The organism is Chloroflexia bacterium SDU3-3 (genome assembly GCA_009268125.1).
GTDB lineage: Bacteria > Chloroflexota > Chloroflexia > Chloroflexales > Roseiflexaceae > SDU3-3.
The window spans coordinates 229,213-250,642 of record WBOU01000004.1 but is presented as its reverse complement, the minus strand read 5'-3'; the positions used below and the strand labels follow the sequence as shown (position 1 = coordinate 250,642).

General features: G+C 69.9%; 18 protein-coding genes and 1 pseudogene. 12 read left to right on the top strand and 7 right to left on the bottom strand.

Going from position 1 to position 21,430, the window contains the following annotated elements; all coding sequences use genetic code 11:
• Nucleotides 1-125: 125 nt before the first annotated feature.
• From F8S13_08355 to F8S13_08335, 5 genes are all read left to right on the top strand, one after another.
• The gene (locus tag F8S13_08355) at nt 126-1,283 is read left to right on the top strand and encodes a glycosyltransferase family 4 protein (GenBank protein ID KAB8143898.1); all 1,158 of its coding nucleotides are present in this window, start codon (nt 126-128) and stop codon (nt 1,281-1,283) included.
• A gap of 29 nt (nt 1,284-1,312) precedes the next feature.
• On the top strand, nt 1,313-2,236 hold the full coding sequence (locus F8S13_08350) for a TIGR01777 family protein (protein ID KAB8143897.1): 924 nt from the start codon (nt 1,313-1,315) through the stop codon (nt 2,234-2,236).
• Nucleotides 2,237-3,278: 1,042 nt separating this feature from the next.
• Nucleotides 3,279-4,550 (top strand): insulinase family protein, encoded by a 1,272-nt coding sequence (locus tag F8S13_08345; GenBank protein KAB8143896.1) that lies wholly within the window; start codon nt 3,279-3,281, stop codon nt 4,548-4,550.
• Between the two features lie 3 nt (nt 4,551-4,553).
• Nucleotides 4,554-5,015, top strand: coding sequence for a GNAT family N-acetyltransferase (locus F8S13_08340; protein ID KAB8143895.1), 462 nt, complete (start codon nt 4,554-4,556; stop codon nt 5,013-5,015).
• A 3-nt stretch (nt 5,016-5,018) separates the two neighbouring features.
• Nucleotides 5,019-6,056 carry an FAD-dependent oxidoreductase gene (locus tag F8S13_08335; GenBank protein ID KAB8143894.1) on the top strand — a complete coding sequence of 346 codons (1,038 nt, stop codon included), beginning with the start codon at nt 5,019-5,021 and terminating at the stop codon, nt 6,054-6,056.
• Between the two features lie 578 nt (nt 6,057-6,634).
• Here F8S13_08335 and ruvB read toward each other — a convergent pair.
• Nucleotides 6,635-7,678: a Holliday junction branch migration DNA helicase RuvB gene (gene ruvB, locus F8S13_08330; protein KAB8143893.1), complete on the bottom strand. Its 1,044-nt coding sequence runs from the start codon at nt 7,676-7,678 to the stop codon at nt 6,635-6,637.
• A gap of 761 nt (nt 7,679-8,439) precedes the next feature.
• Between ruvB and F8S13_08325 the strand changes: the two are divergent.
• Nucleotides 8,440-8,541, top strand: a pseudogene (locus tag F8S13_08325) (outer membrane lipoprotein carrier protein LolA).
• A gap of 324 nt (nt 8,542-8,865) precedes the next feature.
• On the opposite strand, the gene F8S13_08320 reads toward F8S13_08325, so the two are convergent.
• A complete protein-coding gene (locus F8S13_08320; protein KAB8143892.1) occupies nt 8,866-9,474 on the bottom strand; it encodes a sigma-70 family RNA polymerase sigma factor in 609 nt (202 codons plus the stop codon).
• A gap of 111 nt (nt 9,475-9,585) precedes the next feature.
• Nucleotides 9,586-10,425, bottom strand: a complete 840-nt coding sequence (locus tag F8S13_08315) for a metallophosphoesterase (protein ID KAB8144100.1) — start codon at nt 10,423-10,425, stop codon at nt 9,586-9,588.
• Nucleotides 10,426-10,627: 202 nt separating this feature from the next.
• Here F8S13_08315 and F8S13_08310 point away from each other — a divergent pair, with 202 nt between their 5' ends.
• The 4 genes from F8S13_08310 to F8S13_08295 all read left to right on the top strand — a co-directional run bounded on the left by F8S13_08310 (nt 10,628) and on the right by F8S13_08295 (nt 14,501).
• The gene (locus F8S13_08310) at nt 10,628-11,098 is read left to right on the top strand and encodes an NUDIX domain-containing protein (protein ID KAB8143891.1); all 471 of its coding nucleotides are present in this window, start codon (nt 10,628-10,630) and stop codon (nt 11,096-11,098) included.
• Nucleotides 11,099-11,112: 14 nt separating this feature from the next.
• The gene (locus F8S13_08305) at nt 11,113-12,522 is read left to right on the top strand and encodes a glycosyltransferase family 4 protein (GenBank protein ID KAB8143890.1); all 1,410 of its coding nucleotides are present in this window, start codon (nt 11,113-11,115) and stop codon (nt 12,520-12,522) included.
• A gap of 264 nt (nt 12,523-12,786) precedes the next feature.
• Nucleotides 12,787-13,761 (top strand): LLM class F420-dependent oxidoreductase, encoded by a 975-nt coding sequence (locus F8S13_08300; protein ID KAB8143889.1) that lies wholly within the window; start codon nt 12,787-12,789, stop codon nt 13,759-13,761.
• A 137-nt stretch (nt 13,762-13,898) separates the two neighbouring features.
• Nucleotides 13,899-14,501, top strand: a complete 603-nt coding sequence (locus F8S13_08295; GenBank protein ID KAB8143888.1) for a hypothetical protein — start codon at nt 13,899-13,901, stop codon at nt 14,499-14,501.
• 54 nt (nt 14,502-14,555) lie between these two features.
• On the opposite strand, the gene F8S13_08290 is transcribed toward F8S13_08295, so the two are convergent.
• Complete coding sequence (locus F8S13_08290) at nt 14,556-15,431, bottom strand: DNA methylase (GenBank protein KAB8143887.1); 876 nt, start codon at nt 15,429-15,431, stop codon at nt 14,556-14,558.
• Between the two features lie 119 nt (nt 15,432-15,550).
• On the opposite strand from F8S13_08290, the gene F8S13_08285 reads away from it, so the two are divergent.
• Complete coding sequence (locus F8S13_08285) at nt 15,551-16,651, top strand: glycosyltransferase (GenBank protein ID KAB8143886.1); 1,101 nt, start codon at nt 15,551-15,553, stop codon at nt 16,649-16,651.
• On the opposite strand, the gene F8S13_08280 is transcribed toward F8S13_08285, so the two are convergent.
• On the bottom strand, nt 16,632-17,474 hold the full coding sequence (locus tag F8S13_08280) for a tetratricopeptide repeat protein (GenBank protein KAB8143885.1): 843 nt from the start codon (nt 17,472-17,474) through the stop codon (nt 16,632-16,634). The genes F8S13_08285 and F8S13_08280 overlap by 20 nt on opposite strands.
• A 1,003-nt stretch (nt 17,475-18,477) precedes the next feature.
• Between F8S13_08280 and F8S13_08275 the strand changes: the two genes are divergently transcribed.
• Nucleotides 18,478-19,077: a hypothetical protein gene (locus F8S13_08275; GenBank protein KAB8143884.1), complete on the top strand. Its 600-nt coding sequence runs from the start codon at nt 18,478-18,480 to the stop codon at nt 19,075-19,077.
• On the opposite strand, the gene F8S13_08270 is transcribed toward F8S13_08275, so the two are convergent.
• On the bottom strand, nt 19,061-19,873 hold the full coding sequence (locus F8S13_08270) for a dihydroorotate dehydrogenase (GenBank protein KAB8143883.1): 813 nt from the start codon (nt 19,871-19,873) through the stop codon (nt 19,061-19,063). The two genes, F8S13_08275 and F8S13_08270, sit on opposite strands and share 17 nt — an antisense overlap.
• A gap of 2 nt (nt 19,874-19,875) precedes the next feature.
• Nucleotides 19,876-21,279 carry an MATE family efflux transporter gene (locus tag F8S13_08265; protein KAB8143882.1) on the bottom strand — a complete coding sequence of 468 codons (1,404 nt, stop codon included), beginning with the start codon at nt 21,277-21,279 and terminating at the stop codon, nt 19,876-19,878.
• Nucleotides 21,280-21,430: the final 151 nt, after the last annotated feature.

Sequence of the window (21,430 nt, the reverse complement as noted above, 5' to 3'; positions counted from 1 at the left end):
CACGCCGTCAATGATCTGCCCCCTACTTTCGGGCTAATCGGATCTGGACACGACCGTGGCCCACGAAGGCCGCATGATAGGGGGAGATCGCGGCGAGCGTATCTCCCCCGCCGTATGTCTACCCTATGCATATAGCCATCAACGCCCACCTGCTGGCCCACACGCGCAGCTTCCGCCGCGCCGGCGTCTCCAACTACACCGAGGCGCTGCTCACCCACCTGGGCCAGATCGACCACGCCAACCGCTACTCGGTCTACACCACGCGCGGGCTGACGGGCCGCGACCTGCCGCTGCCGCCCAACTTCCGCGTGCGCAGCAGCCTGCTGCCCACCATCAACCCGCGCGTGCGCATCCCCTGGGAGCAGCTGCTGGCCCCGCCGCTGCTGCGCCTGACCGGGGCCGACCTGTTCCACGGCGTGCTGAATGTGACGCCGCTGTTCTGCCCGGTGCCCAGCGTGGTCACCATTCACGACCTGGCATTCTGGAGCTTCCCCAAGACCTTCCGACGCGTGAACCGGGCCTACCTGACATGGGCCACCAAGGTGGCGGCCAAGCGCTCGGCCTACATTCTGGCGGTCTCCGAGGCCACCAAGAGCGAGATCATCCGCTACCTGGGCATCCCGCCCGAGCGGATCGTGGTGACGTATGACGCAGCCGAGCCGCGCTTCCGCCCGCCTGCGCCCGAGGAGCTGGCCGCGTTCCGCCGTCGCGCCGGGCTGCCCGAGCGCTTCGTGCTGTTCCTGGGCACCCTGGAGCCGCGCAAGAACATCCCGACCCTGCTGGACGCCTACGCCAAGATCGCCCACGCCACCGACGCGCCGCTGATCATCGGCGGCGGCAAGGGCTGGCTCTATGACGAGATCTTCGCCAAGGCCGAGGCGCTGGGCCTGGGCGACAAGATCCGCTTCGCGGGCTATGTGCCCGGCGACGACCTGCCGCTTTGGTTCGCCGCCGCCACCGTGTTCGTGTTCCCCTCGATCTACGAGGGCTTCGGCATGCCGCTGCTGGAGGCCATGGCCTGCGGCACGGCCACCGTCACATCCAACCGCAGCAGCCTGCCCGAGGTGGTGGGCGACGCCGGGCTGACGGTGGACCCCTACAGCGCCGATGAGCTGGGCGAGGCCATCCTGCGCCTGCTGAACGACGAGGAGCTGCGCCAGGAGCTGAGCGAGCGCGGCCTGGCCCGCGCCAGGCGCTTCTCGTGGCGCGAAACCGCCGAGCGCACGCTGGCCGTATATGAGGCGGCGGCCCACGGCACGCCGCTGACGCTTCCAGGGGCATAGATGAGGATGTAGGAGGGGAGGGCGGAGCGATGAACACACCAAAGCGGGTGGTGGTGACCGGCGCGACCGGCCTGATTGGCAAGTCGCTGGTGCGGGCGCTGGTGGCGCGCGGCGATGCGGCGGTGGTGCTCTCGCGCCGCCCCGACGAGGCGCGCACCCTGGTGCCGGGCGCGGCGGCCTACCTGCCCTGGCGGCCCGGCGACGACGCCTCGCTCGACGAGGCGGTCGATGGCGCGGATGCGGTGGTGAACCTGGGGGCCACGTCGCTGTTCGCACGGCGCTGGTCCAGCGCGTTCAAGCGCGAGATCCGCGAGAGCCGCGTGCAGGGCACTCGCAGCGTGGTGGCCGCGATCGGGCGGGCCAGCAGGCCGCCCAGCGTGCTGGTCAACGCCTCGGCGGTGGGCATCTACGGGCCGCGCGGCAGCGAGCTGGTGGATGAGGGGTCGCCCCTAGGCGACGACTTCTTGGCCGGGGTCTGCATCAGCTGGGAGGCCGAGGCCCGCCAGGCCGAGCAGCACGGCGCGCGGGTGGTGCTGCTGCGCTCGGGCGTGGTGCTCGACCCGCACGAGGGCGCGCTGAAGATGCTGCTGCTGCCCTTCCGCATGGGCGTGGGCGGGCCGCTGCTGCCCGGCTCGCAGTGGATGTCGTGGGTGCACCGCGATGACGAGGTGGGCATCATCCTGCACGCCATCGACACGCCCGAACTCTCCGGCCCGCTGAACGCGGTCGCGCCCTACCCCCAGATGAACTTCGAGTTCGCCAAGGCGCTGGGCGAGACGGTAGGCAGGCCCTCGTGGCTGCCGGTGCCCGATTTCGCGGTGCGCCTGGCGGTGGGCGAGGTGGCCGATACGGTGACGACCGGGCAGTATGTGGTGCCGCGCAAGGCGATGGGCAGCGGCTACGCCTTCCGCTTCCCGATCGCCGCCGCCGCCCTGGCCGATCTGCTGGGCTGACCCACAGCCCATCTCCCCGCCCTGGCCCAGCGCTTCGCCGCTGGGCTTTTTTGCGCCGCCGCGCTCGACGAGCCGTACATCATCGCGCACCGGCCCAGCACGCAGCCGCTGGGCCGATCCATCGCTGCGCGAAAGAATCGGGCCTGCTGGCGGCTACAGGCCGCGCTTGGGGGCATGGGCTGCGGCCTTCAGGGCATGAGATGCGGGAAGAGGGATACGCTATGTGTGCTAGGGCAGTGGTCCGGCGTTGCTCCCGAGTAGTTGCCCACAGCTCCCGAGTAGTTGCCCACAGCTCCCGAGCAGTTGCCCACAGCTCCCGAGTGGTTGCCCACGCCTCCCGAGTAGTTACCCACAGCTCCCGAGTAGTTACCCACAGCTCCCGAGTAGTTGCCCACAGCTCCCGAGCGGTTGCCCACGCCTCCCGAGCGGTTGCCCACAGCTCCCGAGCGGTTGCCCACAGCTCCCGAGCGGTTGCCCACGCTGGTTTCTTGGGCGCGCTAAAAGTGTAGATGCTATCGGCGAGGTGGGTGGATGCCCTGCGCGGGCAGCGCCTAGGGGCCTGCCCCTAGGAACCCCGCGAGGGGGCGTGGCCCCCTTCGAAACCCCCAATTTTGGCGTTCCCGTGCTGTTCCCTGGCAGCTGACATTCGTGCATATGGCCATCAAAACATAACCGGCACCTTCGCCGCATGGGCCGGGTGGGTTGAAGCATCGTAGCCATTGCGGGCGTCGGGTCAGGGGCGATGCCCGCAATGATCCGCACCGGATGTAGGGGCGGATCTTGTGTCCGCCCCATCGCCATGCGCCGCCCGCATCGCAATCCCATCCGATGCCCACGGCGCGTTGCGATGTGCAACGCAGCGCGGGCGAGCACGAGACCCACCCCTACGTCGGCGTTTCCATCGCGATATTCGTCCCCTTCATACCCTTGGTGCCTTGGTGTCTTGGTGGTAAAGGATCTTTGCGGCCAGAGCAGGCCAAGAGCGCGTATAATGAACGGACACAGAAAACCTGCGAACATCTCTCCAGGTCTGAAGGAGACTATGCACCATACATTTACGCTTTCGGGCGGGCTGCAGCTGCTGGTCGAGGAGCTGCCCCACACCCACTCGGTCTCGGTCGGCTGCTTTGTGGGCGTCGGCTCGGGGCACGAGCGGCGGCCCACGTGCGGCATCTCGCACTTTATCGAGCACCTGCTGTTCAAGGGCAGCCAGGGCTACCCCACGCCCAAGCTGATCTCGGATGCGATCGAGGGCGTGGGCGGCGTGATCGACGCCTACACCGGCTTCGAGTCGACGGTGTACTACGCCAAGGTGGCCGACATCCACTTCCAGGTGGCGCTCGATGTGCTGTCGGACATGATCATCCGCCCGCGCTTCGACGCGGTGGATATCGAGAAGGAGCGCCGCGTCATCCTGGAGGAGCTGGCCGAGACTGAGGACTCGCCAGCCGATCTGGTGCACGTGCTGCTGGATCTGGCCATGTGGGGCGACCAGCCGCTGGGGCGCGATATCGCAGGCGACGAGGAGTCGCTGCACGCGATCACGCGCGATGCTATCGTGGCGTGGTGGCGCGAGACCTACAACCGCGCGAACACCATCATCTCGATCGCGGGCAACATCCGCGCCGAGCAGGCCCGCGATGCGGTGGAGGCGGCCTTCGCCGCGCTGCCCGAGGGGGTCGCGCCCGCCTTCGTGGCCAGCACGCCCGCGCGCCCCGGCCCGGCGCTGCTGATGCAGCCCGACGACAGCGAGCAGGGCAACTTCGCGCTGGCCATGCCCGGCGTAGCCCTGGATGACCCCGACCGCCGCGCGCTGCTGGCCTTCGACACGATCGTGGGCAACGGCATGTCGTCGCGCCTGTTCCAGGAGATCCGCGAGGAGCTGGGTCTGGCCTACAGCATCGGATCGTACAGCCGCGAGCACCACGACGCGGGCAAGTGGGTGATCTATGGCAGCGTGGACCCCGACAAGCTGGGCGAGTGCCTGGCCACGATCATGCGCGAGCTGCGGGCGGTGAAACAGCAGGGCGTGACCGAGGCCGAGCTGCGCCGCGTGAAGGAGCAGGTGAAGGGCGGCATCCTGCTGTCGCTGGAGGACACTTGGTCGGTGGCGTCGCGCAACGGCTCGCACCAGCAGCGCTACGGGCGGGTGATCCCGGTGGAGCAGGTGGTGGCCGAGGTGGAGGCGGTGACGCTGGAGGACGTGCGGCGGGTGGGGCGGCGGGTGCTGGATAGCGCCGCGCTGCACCTGGCCGTGATCGGCCCCTACGACGAGGAGCAGGAGCCGCTGGCGGCGCTGCTGGATCTGGGGTGATCCATGGATCTGCAGATCTACCAGCTTGAGGGCGCGGCGGTGGAGCGGGCCATCCCGCTGCTGATGCTGGCCGAGCCTTCCGAGTGGGCGCTGCGCTGGGGGCTGGCCCACCTGAGCGACGCGGTGTACGCCGCCGAGGACGCGGGCGCGCTGGTGGGCGCGGTCTCGGTGCAGTGGCGCAGCGACCCGTGCGAGATCGAGGAGCTGGGCGTGGCCCCCGAGCGCCAGGGCCAGGGCATCGGGCGGGCTATGGTGGCCTGGGTGGCGGGCGAGGCCCGCAGGCGCGGAAAGACGGCCATCCTGGTGGGCACGCCCAACTCCAGCATCGGCAACCTGGCCTTCTACCAGCGGATCGGGTTCCGCATGGACCACATCCGCCGCGACTACTTCCGCTACTACAACCCGCCGCGCGTGGAGAACGGCATCCCCATGCGCGACATGGTGATGTTCCGGCAGGAGCTATAGCATATGCGTGTTGCGATCATCGGATCAGGCGTGGCGGGACTGGCCGCCGCGTGGAGGCTGCGCCGCCTGCGGCCCGAGGCCCAGGTGACGATCTACGAGCAGGCGGCCCGTATCGGCGGGCGGCTCTCGTCGGGGCAGCGCCAGGGGTTTATCTTCGACCACGGCGCGCAGGTGATCAAGGGGCCGTCGGATGCGGTACTGCGGCTGCTGGAGCGCGAGCTGCCCTCGGCGGGGCTGCGGCGGGTGGAGCTGCCCACCTGGGTGTTCGACGCGGCGGGCAGGCTGGCCGAGGGCGATGCGGCGCTGAACGCCGAGCCGGCCTTCGCCTACGAGCAGGGCAACGCCCAGCTGGCCGCGCTGCTGGCCGAGGGCGCGGATGTGCGCTACGGCGTGCGGGTGGCGGCACTGCGCCCGATGGGGGGCGGACACGCGCTGCTCGATGCGCGCGGGCAGCTGCTGGGCGAGGCCGAGGCGGTGGTGCTGACCGCGCCAGCGCCGCGCGCCGCCGAGCTGCTGCGGGCCAGCCAGATCGCGCCCGAGGCCCAGGCCGCGCTGGGGGCAGCGCTGGCGGCAGCCAGCTACCGCCCGTGCACCTCGCTGGCGCTGGCCTACGCGGCGGAGCTGGCGCGGCCCTTCTACGGCCTGATCAACACCGATCGGCGGCACTCGATCGCCTGGCTGGCGCTGGAGCACGCCAAGGCGCCGGGGCGCTGCCCGCCCGGCCACAGCCTGATCATGGCGCAGATGTCGCCGAGCTTCAGCGCCCAGCACGCGGCGGCCAGCGACGCCGACATGGTGCCGCTGGTGGCGGCCATGGTCGAGGAGCTGCTGGCCGAGGGGCTGGGCGAGCCGCTGTGGGCCGACCGGCGCGACTGGCCGGTGGCCCTGCCCAACGCGCCCGCCGACCGCGCCGCGCTGCTGCGCTGGGGCGAGCCGCTGGGTCTGCACTTCGCGGGCGACTACCTGCACGAGAAGGGCCGCATCCATCTGGTGATCGAGAGCGGCTGGCAGGCGGCGGAGGCGATTGCGGCGCGGGGGTAGCGGGGGTGTTTACCACCAAGACTCCAAGAAGACAAACGAGCACAAATACCACGAGGACACGAGGGCGCGAAGGGGAGAACACCTTACGCTGTGTTGCTTTTGGCAGACCTTCCCGGTTGATGTCGCACCATGGCCCGATCGTTGGGCTCTGATGGCGATGACCGCATTGCCGACATCGCCTCCGACCCGATGACCGCCATGCCCCACCACGACGTAGGGGCGGGTCTGGTGCCCGCCCCATTACCTTGCGCTGTCTCCATCGAATACCCCACCCGATGAAACGCAGCGTATGACAATGCGCTCTGCGCCGCCCGCATCGGTGTCATCGCCCCTTTCGATGTGCGCGATGAAACACAGCGCGGGCGGGCACGAGGCCCGCCCCTACGGCGATGATCGCATCGCGCGCCTGAGCAGTACCTTTGCCGTATGGGCTGGGCTGGTAGGGTTGGCGCGGCTAGTGGCCAGCGGCCCACAATTAGCGGCTACGCCCGCCTCTTCCGAAACTTGGTACCTTGGAGTCTTGGTGGTAAAAAACCTTCGTGCCTTCGCGTCTTCGTGGTAAATCGGCTCCCCGCGTGCTACCACAGCCGCGACTGATCGGGGCCTGGGGTGGGGCTGGCGCTCTCGGGGTAGGGCGCGCCGATGTGCTCGTAGGCGCGGCGGGTGGCGATGCGCCCGCGCGGGGTGCGCTGCAGGAAGCCGAGCTGCAGCAGGAACGGCTCGTAGACATCCTCGATCGCGTCCACCTCCTCGGCCAGCGAGGCGGCCAGGGTGGAGAGGCCGACCGGCCCGCCGCCGAACAGCTCGATGATCGCCCGCAGCAGGCGGCGGTCGTTCTCATCCAGCCCCAGCTCATCCACCTCCAGCTGGGAAAGCGAGGCCTGCGCCACCTCCAACGTGATCACACCGCCCGCCAGCACCTGGGCGTAGTCGCGCACGCGGCGCAGCAGGCGGTTGACGATGCGCGGGGTGCCTCGGGCGCGGCGGGCGATCTCGAATGCGCCATCTTGCACCGCCTCGACGCCCAGGATGCCCGCCGAGCGCATCACGATCTCGTAGAGCGCCTGGTGGGTGTAGAAATCCATGCGGTGCAGCGAGCCGAAGCGGTCGCGCAGCGGCGCGGTGAGCAGGGCCACCCTGGTGGTCGCGCCGATCACGGTGAAGGGCGGCAGCTTGAGCCGCATGCTGCGGGCGCTGGGGCCTTTGCCCACCATCAGGTCGAGCGCGAAGTCCTCCATCGCGGGGTAGAGCACCTCCTCCACGGCGCGGTTGAGCCGGTGGATCTCGTCGATGAAGAGGATGTCGCCCTTCTGGAGGTTGGTGAGCAGCGCCGCCAGATCGCCCGCACGCTCGATGGCGGGGCCAGATGTGAGCTTGAGGCTGACGCCCATCTCGTTGGCCAGCACGCCGGCCAGGCTGGTCTTGCCTAGGCCGGGCGGCCCATAGAACAGGGTGTGGTCCAGCGGCTCGCCGCGGCCCTGGGCGGCGGCGATGGTGATGCGCAGGTGCTCGACCACCTTCTCCTGGCCGATGAACTCGGCGAGGCGCTTAGGGCGCAGGCTCTTCTCGATCTGCTGATCGTCGTCGCCAGATCTGGGGCTTACCAGTCGTTCCTCGGTCATGCGGGCGTCCTTCAGCACGAATGTTTCGTGGTCATTATAGCATACAGCCATGGGCGCAAAAGAACGAATACCACGAAGACACGAAGGCGCGAAGGGCGCAAAAGAACGGATTCACCGCGAAGATGGCAGGTTCGGGGGAGATCTCTTCCTCGTTTGCTCTTTTGCGAGGCTAGACCACGCAAAAGAGCAGGCGAGAGAAGAAATTCTGGATGCGGAGGGGCATAGGTGAAGCAGCGCCTAGGCCGGGCGGCGGGTGAAGAAGGAGCCGACCAGCAGGCCGAGGGCCAGCAGCAGCAGCGCCACGCGGGTGGTGGTGCGCTCCCAGAAGGGGATAGGGTCGGCAGCGGCTGGCAGCGTGGTCTGCTCCAGCTGGGTCGTATCGGGCGAGCTTGAGCCCTGCGACTGGATCTGCGCGCGGCTGGCCGACACGGCTGGCCCTTCGGACTGGAGCTTGGCCGCCGCCGAGGGGTCGGGGGTGGCGGCCTCGACCTGCATTAGCGAGGTGCCGAGGTCGGGCGTGGCCTCTGCCGAGGGGTCATTCGCCAGGCTGGCGTCTGCAGCCGCTGCGGCGGCCTCGGTGGGGGCCAGCAGCGCGGCCTCGGGCTGGGCGGCGCCAGCCAGGGCAGGCTCGGTGGGGGCAGCATCCTCGGCCACGCCGTTGGCGGCCATGGGGGCCTCGGCGACCATGGGGGCGGCCTGGGGCGCGCCCGCCGCACTCATCGGCACTGACATCATCTCGTCGCCCGAGGTGGCGAAGGTGATCGCCAGCAGCAGCGCCGCCGCCGCCGACCCAAGCCGCATCCACAGGGCCGGAAGCTGCCAGAGGGCGCGCGGCGCAGGGGCCACGGCCCGCTCGTCCAGCGTGAACGAGCGCGGCGGCACCAGCGGCCCCAGGTCGCGCAGCAGCGCCAGCGCGCCCTGGGTCTCCCACAGGGCGGTGCGCAGGGCCGGGTCGCGATCCAGCCGCTGGGTGAATGCGGCCAGCGCCGCGCCATCCAGCTGGCCGTCAATATATGCCGAGATCAGGTCGAGATCGGCTTGAGAGATGGGTGAATGCTCTGCCATGGTTCCGCTCTGCTGCGCCCTGGGGAGTGCCCCGCGCGCCTTCCTACCGCAACAGGTTGGGGTACGCCCCGCCAGATGTGGTGTGATTGTACTCGCGCCGTATCGTGCGCGTCAACGATTTTCTAACTTTTCTCCTCACCACCATGACGGTAGCGCAGGGGCAAAAGTTCCCCGGCCCGCAGCAGATCGCGCAGCTTGGCCCGCCCACGGCTCAGGCGCGATTTCACCGTGCCCAGGTTCGCGCCGGTGATCTCGGCGATCTCGTCGTAGGCCATGCCCTCGATATCGCTCAGGATGAGCACAGCCCGCTGATCCTCGGGCAGGTCGCCCAGGCTGCGCTGGATGGCGTCGGAGAGCTCGCGGCGCAGGGCCAGATCCTCCAGCGGCTCGGAGCCATCGGCGATCTGCAGGGGGGGGCGGTCCTCATCCTCGGCGGTGGCGCTCTCCAGCGAGACGCTGGGGCGGCGCTTGCGGGCGCGCAGGGCGTCGTAGCATGTGTTGGTGGCGATGCGCAGCAGCCACGAGCGGAACGAGCCGCCGCGAAAGCTGCGGATGTTACGGTACGCCGAGAGAAACGAGTCCTGCGCGGCGTCGGCGGCGCTCTCGCTATCGCCTAGCATGCGGTAGCACAGCGTGTAGACGCGGCCCTCGTACAGGCGCACCAGGGTATTGAAGCTGTGGACGTCGCCTCGCTGCGCTTCCGCGATGGCGCGGCGCTCTTCATCTGACATAGATATCTGCTCGTTATCCAGCTGCCCTAGCTATTATAGCAGCGTTCGCCGCGCTGGCCGCAAGGCGCAGAAAAGCGGGGGCGGCACCCCCGCCTCGGCCAGCGTGCCGCGCTACTCCTGCACCACGCGCTCATCGCGCGGCAGCATGTAGATCCCGGCGGTGCGTCGGGGGAACACGTGGTCGGCCACCGGCACGAAGCGCCCGGCCTCATCCGAGTAGAGGTGCTGGGCGATGCGGATGACCGTATCGTCGATCTCGATCACGTTGTACGAGTTGCGCCCGGCCTCGCGGCCCTTGCCGCGGCGCGAGGTGGAGGTGCCGCTCTGGCAGATGATCGTGCCGCGCTCGAGGTCGGGCCGCACATCCAGCGTGCTGCCCACGTAGGAGACATGGATGTGCCCGCACAGCATCAGCTCCACGCCGCAGCGGTCCAGCATCTGGGCCACCTCCTCGGCGTTGCTGATCATGCGGCGGCCCTCGCTGCCGGGCGGCGCGACCACGTGGTGGTGCAGCACGGCCACCTTGCACACGCCGCTGGGGTAGCGCGAGAAGATCTGCTCCAGCTGCGCGAGCTGGGCCTTGCTCACCTTGCCGCCATCGATGGTGAGGCCGTGGGCCGAGCAGCCGCCCACCACCGCCAGGCCGGGCAGCTCGAACACCGGGTTCAGGTTGGGCGAGATGTACTTCTGGTAGCGCGCGTAGGGCCGGAACAGGCGGTTGAACACATTGAACAGCGGGACATCGTGGTTGCCGGGGATGATCAGCTTCGGCTCGGGCAGGTGGCGCAGGTAGGATGTGATCACCTGCCACTGCACCACGAAGTCGGCGCGCTGCACCATATCGCCCGAGACCACCAGCAGGTCGGGCTTGAGCGCATGTGCCTCCTTGGCAAGCTGCGCCGCCACATCATTGTTGAACGGGCGTCCGGCGTGCAGGTCGGAAACATGCATCAGAACGTGTCGCACGGGGGTAGCTCCTATGGTCGCCGCGTCGGCGTCGGCGCGGGGAGAGGTATGATCGATCGGCTGCTTGGAACGCGCCAGGGGCGGCGCAGAGCATGCTTTGGCTCAGGCCGATTGTAGCACAAAAACTAGCGCAAAAGCGGATAATGGTATAATGCGGCGACGAGAGCACAAGCCACAGGAGGCAACGATGACGGTGAACTACCAGCGCTGGCTGCGCAGCTATGTGGGCCACCAGCGGCTTCTTCAGCTGGCCGCAGGCGCATTCATCCGCGACGAGCAGGGCCACATCCTGCTGGGCCGCCGCGCCGACCTCCACCTGTGGGCGCCGCCCTCTGGCGTGGTCCAGCTCGACGAGACGCCATCCGCCACCATCATCCGCGAGGTGCGCGAGGAGACCGGGCTCACCATCACCGTGCAGCGCCTGATCGGCATCTACGCCGGCGATGACTTCGCCTGGACGTATGCGAACGGCGACCAGGCCCAGATCATCAGCATGTTCTTCGCCTGCCAGGTGGTGGGCGGCGAGCTGCGCGCCGACAAGAGCGAGTTCCTCGACCTGCGCTACTTCGCCCCCGACGCGCTGCCCGCGCTGATGCCGCGCTATGTGCGGATCATCCAGGACGCGCTGGCCGACCGTGGCTCCGCCTACTTCGACTGAAAGACCCAGCCCGCATGAAGCGCATCGCCTACATCAGCCCGCTCAACCCCGCGCCATCGGGCATCTCGGACTATAGCGAGGAGCTGCTGCCCTACCTGGGCCAGCACTGCGAGATCACCCTCTACGCCGACGAGAAGCTGCGCCCGACCAACCGCGCCATGCTGGCCCAGCTGCCGCTGCGCCCGCTGCCCCAGCTGGAGCGCGACCAGCGCCAGCGCCCCTACGACGCGGTGATCTACCACATGGGCAACAGCCCGGTGCACGCGCCGATCTGGGCGGCCATGCGGCGCGTGCCGGGCGTGGTGGTGCTGCACGAGTTCGTGCTCAACCACTTCATGCTGAACTACGCCGCCGTGGTGCGCCGCGACGTGGCCGCCTATGAGGCCGAGGCCGCCCGCCGCTACGGGCCGGATGGCCAGCGCGTGGCCCAGCTGATGATGCGCGGGCGGCTGACCGATGCCGCCTTCGACTACCCCTTCTGCGAGCCGGTGCTAGAGGCCGCCGAGGGCCTGATCGCCCACAGCCAGCACGTGATCGACCGCGCCGCCCAGGTGCGCCCCGGCCTGCCCAGCGCGCTGGTGCCCATGGGTGTGCCGCTGCCCGCGCCGCTGGGCCGCGCCGCCGCCCGCGCCCGCCTGGGCATCCCCGCCGGCGCGCCCATCCTGGCCTCGTTCGGCCACATCAACCCCTACAAGCGCATCGAGCCGGTGCTGCGGGCCATGCGCGAGCTGCGCGAGCGCTACCCGGGCCTGCGCTACATTCTGGTGGGCAGCGTGTCGGCCAACTACCCGCTGCGGTCGATCATCGAGCGCCACCGGCTGGAGGACGCGGTGACGGTGACGGGCTATGTCGAGCGGGCCGACTTCGAGGCCTATGTGGCGGCGGCGGACATCTGCCTGAACCTGCGCCACCCCACGGCGGGCGAGACATCGGCCAGCCTGCTGCGGCTGCTGGGCGCTGGCCGCCCCACGCTGGTTACGGCGTCCGGCTCGTTCACCGAGCTGCCGCGCGACGTGGCCGCCCAGGTCGACCCCGACGCCAGCGAGGGCGAGCTGCTGCTGGCCTACTGCTACCTGCTGCTTGCGCGCCCCGACGTGGCGGCGCAGCTGGGGGCGAACGCCCGCGCCTTCGTGGCCCGCCAGCACACCCTGGAGCAGGCCGCCCAGGGCTACATGCGCTTCCTGGCCCAGCGCTACGGCTGGCCCGACCAGCCCGCCCAGCGCCCGCCGCTGTGGCAGCCCGAGCCGGAGCAGCCCGCCAGCCCTCCAGCGCCCGCCGCAGCCCAGCCCGCCACCGCGCCCGCCACCCCCACATCGCCCGCCGTGGCCGCCACCGCGCAGGCCATCGCCGCCATCGGCGGCAGCGAGGCCGATGAGCCGCTGCTGCGCAGCGCCGCCCGCGCCATCGGCGATCTGGGCCTCTAGGCACCCTTCTTGCCGTGCAGCATCTAGGCGGCAGCCCTGGGCCTATGCGTATCTTGATTCAGCGAAGATTCTTTACAACGAAGACGCGAAGGCTCGGAGATTCTTCATCCTTGATTGAATCTTCGAGCCTTCGTGAGGATTCGCCCCTTTTTTCTTGGGGTCTTGGAGTCTTGGTGGTAAACAAATCGCTGCTTCCCAATTGACAGCGCCGCACCGCTGGACTACCATCATCCCCAATACTTTCGCACACAAAGGAACAGAACCATGGCTGTGCAATTTGGCGTGTTCGTCCCCCAAGGGTGGCGGATGGACCTGGTGGAGATCGCCGACCCGATCGAGAAGTACGAGGCGATGACCGCAGTGGCAAAGGCTGCCGACGAGCTTCCCGCGTTCGACTCGATCTGGCTCTACGACCACTTCCACACCGTGCCCCAGCCCACCCAAGAGGCCGTGTTCGAGTGCTGGGCCTCCACCGCCGCGCTGGCCCGCGACACCAAGCGCGTGAACATCGGCCAGATGGTGACCTGCAACGGCTACCGCAACCCGGCGGTGCTGGCCAAGATGGCTTCCACCATCGACGTGCTGAGCCACGGGCGGCTCTACTGTGGCCTGGGCGCGGGCTGGTACGAGCACGAGTGGCGGGCCTACGGCTACGGCTTCCCCGAGACCCGCGAGCGCATGCGCGGCTTCCGCGAGGCCGTGAAGCTGATCGTGAAGATGTGGACCGAGGACACGCCGAAATTCGATGGCGAGTACTACCACATCAACGGGCCGATCAACGAGCCGAAGGGCGTGCGCAAGCCCCACCCCTCGCTGTGGCTGGGCGGCGGCGGCGAGAAGGTGACGCTGAAGCTGGTGGCGCGCTATGCCAACGCCTGCAACGTGGGCGGCGGCGACCCCGAGACCATCCGCCAGAAGCTGGCCATCCTCCAGCAGCACTGCGCCGATGTGGGCCGCAACTACGACGAGATCATCAAGAGCACCAGCATGAACATCCTGCTGCTGGAGGACGGGGCCGACCGCGAGAAGGCCACCGAGCCGTACCGCAAGCTCTACGGCTGGTCGCAGGAGGAGCTAGAGAAGCAGGCGGTGGTGGGCAACGCCGAGCAGGTGGCCGCGCGCGTGCAGGCCGTGGTGGATGCTGGCGCGAACTACGTCATCACCTACTTCCCGCGCGTGGCCTACGACCGCACGGGCATGGTGCGCTTCGCCCAGGAGATCGCCCCCACCTTCCAGTAGGCGCGGCTCGCATGGCGTGAAGAAGCCCTCTCTCTGCACACTGTACGGGGAGAGGGCTTCTTCACGCCGTGCGCCTGCGGAACCCCAGGGCGCGGGCGGGCGTCGTACATGCAGCACCAGCGAGAGGAGACCCCGATATGCGACAGCTCTGCGCCCTGCTGGGCGTGGCCCTAGCCCTGGCCGCCTGCGGCGCGGCCCCGAGCGCCGCCCCAGCGCCCACCCAGCCCGCCCAGACAGCGCCGCCCGCCCAGATCACCGCCGCGCCCGCGCCCACCGCAGCACCCGCGCCCAGCCCGGCACCAAGCCCCACCGCAGCGGCGGCATCGCCCACCGCCATCCCAAGCGCCGCGCCCACCGCCCAGGCCGATGCGCCCGCCGCCGACGAGGTGATCGTGCGGCTGCACCGCAGCGGGGGCTTCGCCGGGGTGGATGAAAGCTACAGCATCCGCGCCGATGGCTCGGTGGTGAAGGGCGGCGGCGACGGCCAGACCATGCAGATCGTCCAGGCCGATGCGGCGGCGGCCAGCCGATTCATCCAGCAGCTGGCCGACACCGGCATCACCGCGCTCGCGCCGGGCAGCTACCAGCCCAAAAACCCATGCTGCGACCGCTTCAGCTACACTGTGAGCGTAGTGGTGCAGGGCCAGGAGTACAGCTACAGCGCGGTGGAGGGCGACGAGCGCATGCCCGCCGAGCTGGCCAGGCTGATCGAGCTTGTGCGTCAGTACGTGGGCGCGTAGCGCCTGCGGCAGCGCGGCCCGCCCTGCTCGTGGGGGCGGGCCGCTGCGATTCTGCTAAGCCGCACCCTCAGGCTCGCGGCGAAAGATCAGGATGAACTGGTGGACCTGGTTGGCCACGAAGGCGAAGGGGTAGCCGAACGGGTAGAGGTTCTGGCTCATGTCGTGCCAGATGCGGTAGCCGCGATAGGTCAGGCCGGGCAGATCGTAGAGCGCTTCCACGATATCGGCGTGCAGCATGTGGTGGCGCTCGCGGGTGGGCTGCAGATCCTTGGTGAACAGCACCAGGTAGCCGTGGGGCCGCAGCAGCGGCAGCGCGCCCGCCAGAATGCCGCGCAGCTCGGCCAGGAACTCGGCGTAGGCCAGGTTGCCCAGGTCGGCGGGGTCGAGCGTGAAGGGCGTGGCCTCGCCCTGGCCGCGCTTCTTGCGCTGGCCGGTCTTGGGCTTGGCCATCATCTGCGCGTAGGGCGGGTCGGTGAGGATGAGGTCGAATGGCTCGGCACGCACCGCCTCGTACTCGGCCAGCCGCCGCGCGTCGCCCACCACCATCTGCTGCGGCGCTAGGCCCAGCTCGGCGGAAACCTGGGCGTAGATCGCGGCGTACTCGGGCGAGAGCTCCACGCCCACGCCGCGCCGCCCCTCCATGGCGCAGGCCAGCAGCGTGCCGCCCACGCCCGCGAACGGGTCGAGCACGCGCCCGCCGCGCTTGGTGAAGAAGCGGATCAGCTCGGCCATCAGCTGGGGCGGCTTGGGCGAGGGGTGGGCGCGGCGCAGCGCGTGGGCGTAGCTGGCCGCGCCGCTGGTGGGGTAGCGGGTGGCCAGCACCGAGCGCAGCGCGTAGGTCCACTCGCGCCCGGTCAGGTCGTTCAGGCGGTTGCGCGGGTCGGGCTGCGGCGTATCGTGCTCGTCTTCGGGCTGGGTTTCAAAAGCCATAGGTCGCGCTCTACCCTCTGCCTGCGCCGTGGGGCGCGGGCGGTACGGCTGGCGCAGCGGGCCGCGCCAGCGCAGGAGAATCCGCAGCGGTCGAAGGATTTTCGAGTACCATGGGGCGCATGCATATCGTACACATCTATAAGGACTACGCGCCGGTGGTCGGCGGGATCGAGAACCACGTGCGCGACCTGGGCGAGCTGCTGGTGGGGCGCGGCCACCGCGTGACGGTGCTGGTGACCAGCCTGGATGGCCAGAGCCAGATCGAGCGGCCCCATCCCCAGCTGACCGTGATCAAGGCGGCGCGGCTGCTGCACGCGGCGTCCACCCCGCTCAGCCTAGCCATGCTGGGCTTCGCGCGCGGGCTGCGCCCCGACGTGGTGCACCTGCACTTCCCCTACCCGCCCGGCGACCTAGCCGCGCTGGCCGTGCCCGGCGGCGCGCCGCTGGTGATCACCTACCACAGCGACATCGTACGTCAGCAGAATCTCCTGCGGATCTACCGCCCGCTCATGGGGCTGACGCTGCGCCGCGCCCGCACGATCATGGCCACCAGCCCGGCCTACATCGCCTCGTCGCCGGTGCTGCGCCGCCACGCCGCCAAGTGCCAGGTGGTGCCGCTGGGCATCGACGTGGGCCGCTTCCAGCCCGCCGCGCCCCGCCAGGGGAAGGCCGACCACGTGCTGTTTGTGGGGCGGCTGCGCTACTACAAGGGCCTGCATATCCTGCTGGATGCGATGCGCGATGTGGATGCCCGCCTGACGATCGCGGGCAGCGGGCCGGAGCAGGCGCGGCTGGAGGCCCAGGCCCAGGCGCTGGGCATCGCCCAGCGCGTGCGCTTCGCGGGCGACGTGGCCGACGCCGACCTGCCCACGCTCTACCGCAGCGCCGATGTGTTCGTGCTGCCCGCCCACCTGCGCTCCGAGGCGCTGGGGCTGGCCCTGATCGAGGCGCTGGCCAGCGGGGTGCCCAGCGTCAGCACCGAGCTGGGCACGGGCACCAGCTTCGTGAACCTGCACGGCGAGACCGGGCTGGTGGTGCCGCCCGGCGACCCCGCCGCCATGGGCCAGGCCATCCGCACGCTGCTGGGCGACGCTGCGCTGCGCCAGCGCTACGCCGCCGCCGCCCAGGCCCGCGCCCATGCGCTGTTCAGTCGCGAGCGCATGGCGGCGGAGGTGGAGCGGGTCTACCGCGAGGCGCTGGCTAGAACAGCAACGCGCTGAGCTTGCGGCGGTACTCGCTCGCCAGCGGGTTCTCATCGCCCAGGGTTGCCAGCAGGGCCAGCAGCGCCTTGCGCCCCGCGTCGGCGCGGAACCCACGGTCGCGGGCCACGATGCCCAGCAGGGCCTGGGCGGCCTCGGCGTGGCGGCCCGCCCGCGCGTCGGCGGCGGCCTGGGCGTAGGCCGCGCCGCTGGGGCCTTCGGCTGCGGCGTCGGTGGCGGCCAGGAAGAACTCGGGGAAGGAGAGCATGCCCTGGGCGCGGCTGTGGGCGGGGCTGCCCGGCGCGATCTCGCCCAGCAGGGCCAGGGCCTCGTCGCTGCCCTGGAGCAGCAGCAGGCGGCCCAGCGCTAGGCGCAGCTCGTCGGTGGGCTGCTCGGCCAGCAGCACGCGGTAGCGCGCCGCCGCCTCGCGCGGGTCGCTGGCCTCCAGCGCGGCCAGATCTTCGGCGGGCGCGGCAGGTGCGGCGGTAGCGGCGGGCAGGAAGCGCTTGAGCCAGGCCCGCACCTGCGACTCGGGCAGCGCGCCGGTAAACTCATCCACCAGCCGCTCCTGCCACACCGCCTTGACGGCGGGGATGCCCTGCACCCCAAACATCTGCGAGATCTGCGGGTTCTGGTCGACGTTCACCTTGGCCAGCAGCCACGCGCCGCGCGCCTCGGCGGCCAGCCGCTCAAGAATCGGGCCGAGCGTGCGGCAGGGCTGGCACCAGGGTGCCCACAGATCCACCACCACCGGCTGCTGCCGCGAGCGCTCCACCACGTCGCGCTGGAAGTTCTCGGTATTGACATCGATCACATAGGCGGGTGCGCCTGCGGTCTGTTGCATGATCCTCTCCCTCTCCTCTCCTTCGGCACACGCCCCACATCGGTCGGGGCGGCAGTCAGGCACAGTGTAGCAGAAAGCATGCGATTCTGGCAGGGGACGAATACCACGAAGGCGCGAAGGCGCGAGGATTTTTCACCACCAAGACCCCAAGGCTCCAAGGGGACAAATACCACAAAGGCCCGAGAGCACGAGAGGGAGAAACGCCCCCTTATCCACCCGGCCCATGCGGCGAAGGTGCCTATGGTGTTTTGCTGGCCCTGTGCACGAACATCAGCCACCAACTGGCAGCATCGGAACGCTGAACATTGGGGGTTCCAAGGGGGCGATGCCCCCTGGCGGGGTTCACAGGGGCTGGCCCCTGTGCGCCGCCCGCGCAGGGCATCCACCCACCGCGCCGACAGCACCCACAAACGTGTAGCGCACCCCAAAAAACGAGCGTGGGCAACCGCTCGGGAGCTGTGGGCAACCGCTCGGGAGCTGTGGGCAATCACTTGGGAGCTATGGGCAACCGCTCGGGAGCTATGGGCAATCGCTCAGGAGCTATGGGCAACTGCTCGGGAGCTATGGGCAACTGCTCGGGGGCTGTGGGCAATCGCTCGGGAGCTGTGGGCAATCGCTCGGGGGCAATGCCGAGGAACTGCCCTAGCATGCGCAACGGCTGCGGTAGGCGACGGCGGACGAATGTGAACAGGCGGGCAATGACGGGCAGCAGTGCGGCCATCCCCTCAAGAAAACGACCGCCTGTCGTAGGATAGCAGGCAGCTGCGCAGATGCCCTTGGCGCTTGCCTATGGCCGCTAGGCCGCTGCCGCAGCGCGACGCAAAAAAAAGCGGCCTCGCCCATCCCGCGCGGGGTGCCGCATAGCCGCCGCTGGCCATGATCCAGCCCAGCGCGGGAAGGCCTGCCGCTGGCCGCCGTGCCGCTTTTCCCCCGCCCGACCGAACGCCGTGACGGGGATATGCTATCATCATACGTAGATCAAACGACCACCCGCGAAAATGCCATGCACCACGCCGATGACCGACTGCCACCAAGCAGCCTGCTGCTGCACCGCGCCCACGCCCTGATGGGGCCGACCACCCCGCTGGGGCGGCTGATCGGCCCACGGCTCACGCCTGTGACTCTGGTGAGCGGGCTGCTCATCGGGGTCTACGCCTACCTGTCGGTGACCGGGCGGGTATCGCTGCGGCACGGCAGGCCGCTGTTCCCCGCGCCCGCGCCGCTGCCCGCTGGCGAGGGGCCGCCGCTGCTGTGCGAATCCAGCGGGGCCGCGCAGCCCAGCGGCGAGCTTGAGCGGCTGCTGCACCGCCGCTGCGGCGGCACCACCGCCGAGGCCACGGCCAGCGTGCTGGTGTCGCTCACGGGGTTCGCGGGCGAGCCGCCTGCGGCCAGCTGGCACACGCGCTACACCAGCGGCGTGGCGCGGCTGTGCCCGCCGCCCAGCTTTATCGCCACCGCCGAGGTGGAGGCGGTCGACAGCCGCTACATCCTGCCGTTCCTGGCCGCCGACCCGGCGCTGGCCCACGATCTGGCCGCCGAGTGCCTGCACATGGTGGGCTGGCTGCACGACGCGCAGAGCGGCGCGCTCACGGCTGCGCCATAGCGGCGGCGACCGCGCCTGCGGCGTGGGGGTCGGCCAGCAGCGCCGAGCCGAGCTGCACCGCCGCCGCGCCCGCCGCTAGGAGCAGGCGGGCATCCGCCGCGCTGGTCACGCCGCCGCAGGCCGCCACCGGCAGGGTGAGCTGGGGCAGCACCTCGGCCAGGCGCTGGAGCACCAGCGGGCGCACGGCGGGGCCAGCCAGCCAGCCAGCCAGCAGCTCGCCAGTGGCCGGGTCGGGGTAGGCGGCGGCGGGCGGCGCAAACAGGGTGAGCGTATCGGCACCGGCCTGGGCCACAGCCTGGGCCAGGGCCAGCAGCGGCGCGGGCGCGAGCAGCGGCAGCTTGGCCAGCAGCGGCAGCATGCAGCTGCGCCGCACCGCCGCCACCAGCGCGGCGGCCCGCCCCGGCTCCTCGGGCACGGCCAGCTCTAGCCCGGCCACGCCCTCCACCCCCTCGATCATGCCCGCGATCTGGCCGCACTCGTGGGCGCTGCCCGCAATGCTGAGGATGACCGGCATGGGCATGCCCGCCCACACCGGCGCGTGGCGGTCGAGCACGTGCTCGATGCCGGGGTTGGGCCACGGCCCCACGCCCAGCAGGCCGGATGCGGTCTCGATCAGGCGGGGCGGGCGGGCCACGCGCAGCGGGCGCAGGGTGGTGGTGCGGGTGACCAGCGCGCCCAGGCCGCGCCACTCGATGCCCTGGCGGTACTCGACGCCGTAGCCCAGGCAGCCCGCCGCCACCATCACGGGCGAGGGCAGGGCTAGGCCAAAGGGGTTGCTGGGGGCAAGATCGACCATGGCTACACCCTCTGATGCTTCCACTTGCCGCGCTGGAACTGCCACCACGCCAAGGTTGCCTGCACGCCAAAGTCGAAGGTCATGCCGATCCACACGCCAGTCAGGCCCCAGCCCAGGTGCAGCATCAGCATGATCAGCGGCAGGCGCACGCCCCAGGTGCTGATCAGCTTGGTGATCAGGGGCCAGCGGGTGTCGCCCGCGCCGCGCAGGCCGCCCGACATAATGAAGTTGACGGCCAGCAGCGGCTGGAACAGGCCCGCCAGCCGCATGGCGTTCGCGCCCGCGTCGGCCACGGCGGGGTCGGGGGTGAACAGGCTGATCAGCTGGTGGGGGAAGAGCATCATCACCACGCCTAGTGCGCTCATCATCAGGGTGCCCTGGATCTGGGCCTCGTAGACATCGGCCTCGGCGTCGGCGGGGCTGCCAGCGCCCAGGTTGTAGCCCACCAGCGCCGAGGCGGCGATGGCGTAGCCAAAGCCGGGCAGGAACGAGAGCGACTCGATGTTGAGCACCACGTTGTGGGCGGCGTAGGCCACCGTGCCCAGGCCGGTGACGAAGCGCACGAAGATCAGGATCGCGCCCTGGAACACCAGCTGCTCCAGCCCGCTGGGCGCGCCGATGCGCAGGATGCGCTTGATCATCTCCACGTGCGGGCGCAGGTCGAAGCTGAGCCGCATGCCGCCGCGCCCGCTGCGCAGCAGGATGGCCAGCAGTATGAGCGCGCCGACGGTGCGGGCGGCGGATGCGCCGATGGCGGTGCCGCGCACGCCCAGCGCGGGCGCGCCGAGGTTGCCGTTGATCAGCAGCCACGAGCCGAGGATGTTGATGGCGTTGACCACCAGCATGATCCACAGCGGGGTCTTGGTGTCGCCCGCGCCGCGCAGCGCCGAGGTGGCCAAGAACAGCACCGCCGCAGGCGCGAACGAGAGCGCGGCGATCTGCAGGAACTCGACGCCCAGCGGCCTGACCTCGGGGGCCGCGCCGAGCATGTCCATGGTGGCCGGGGCCAGCAGCAGCATGAGCAGGGTAGAGAGCAGGCCCATGCCCAGGCCGATCAGCAGCGACTGGCGTAGGGCCAGGTTGGCCGAGGCCATGTCCTTCGAGCCGCGCGAGCGGGCGATCACCGCCGTGGCCCCCACGCCCACCGCGCTGAACAGCACGGTGATCAGGCCCACGACCTGGTTGGCCAGGCCCACGCCGTTCAGCGCGTCGGTGCTGGTGTAGCCCAGCTGCTGGGCCGCCTGCCAGCTGAGGTGGCCTATGAGGAAGGTGTCGGCCAGGCCCACAAAGGTGTTGAGCACCTGCTCGCCCACCGCTGGCAGCGCCAGCCGAAACACCCGCGCGCGCCGCGTGGGCGGGGCCTGTGTCGCACAATCCGATTGCTTTGTCGCCAGAGCCATGACCATTTTCTCCAGTTCAACCTAATAGCTTTCAAAGCGTAAGTCTACTGCCGTTTGCGATTCTGCGCCTCATTCACAAGGCGGGGAACCGTTTTTACCACCAAGACGCGAAGGACAAAAAGATCCGTTTTACCACCAAGACTCCAAGACGCCAAGG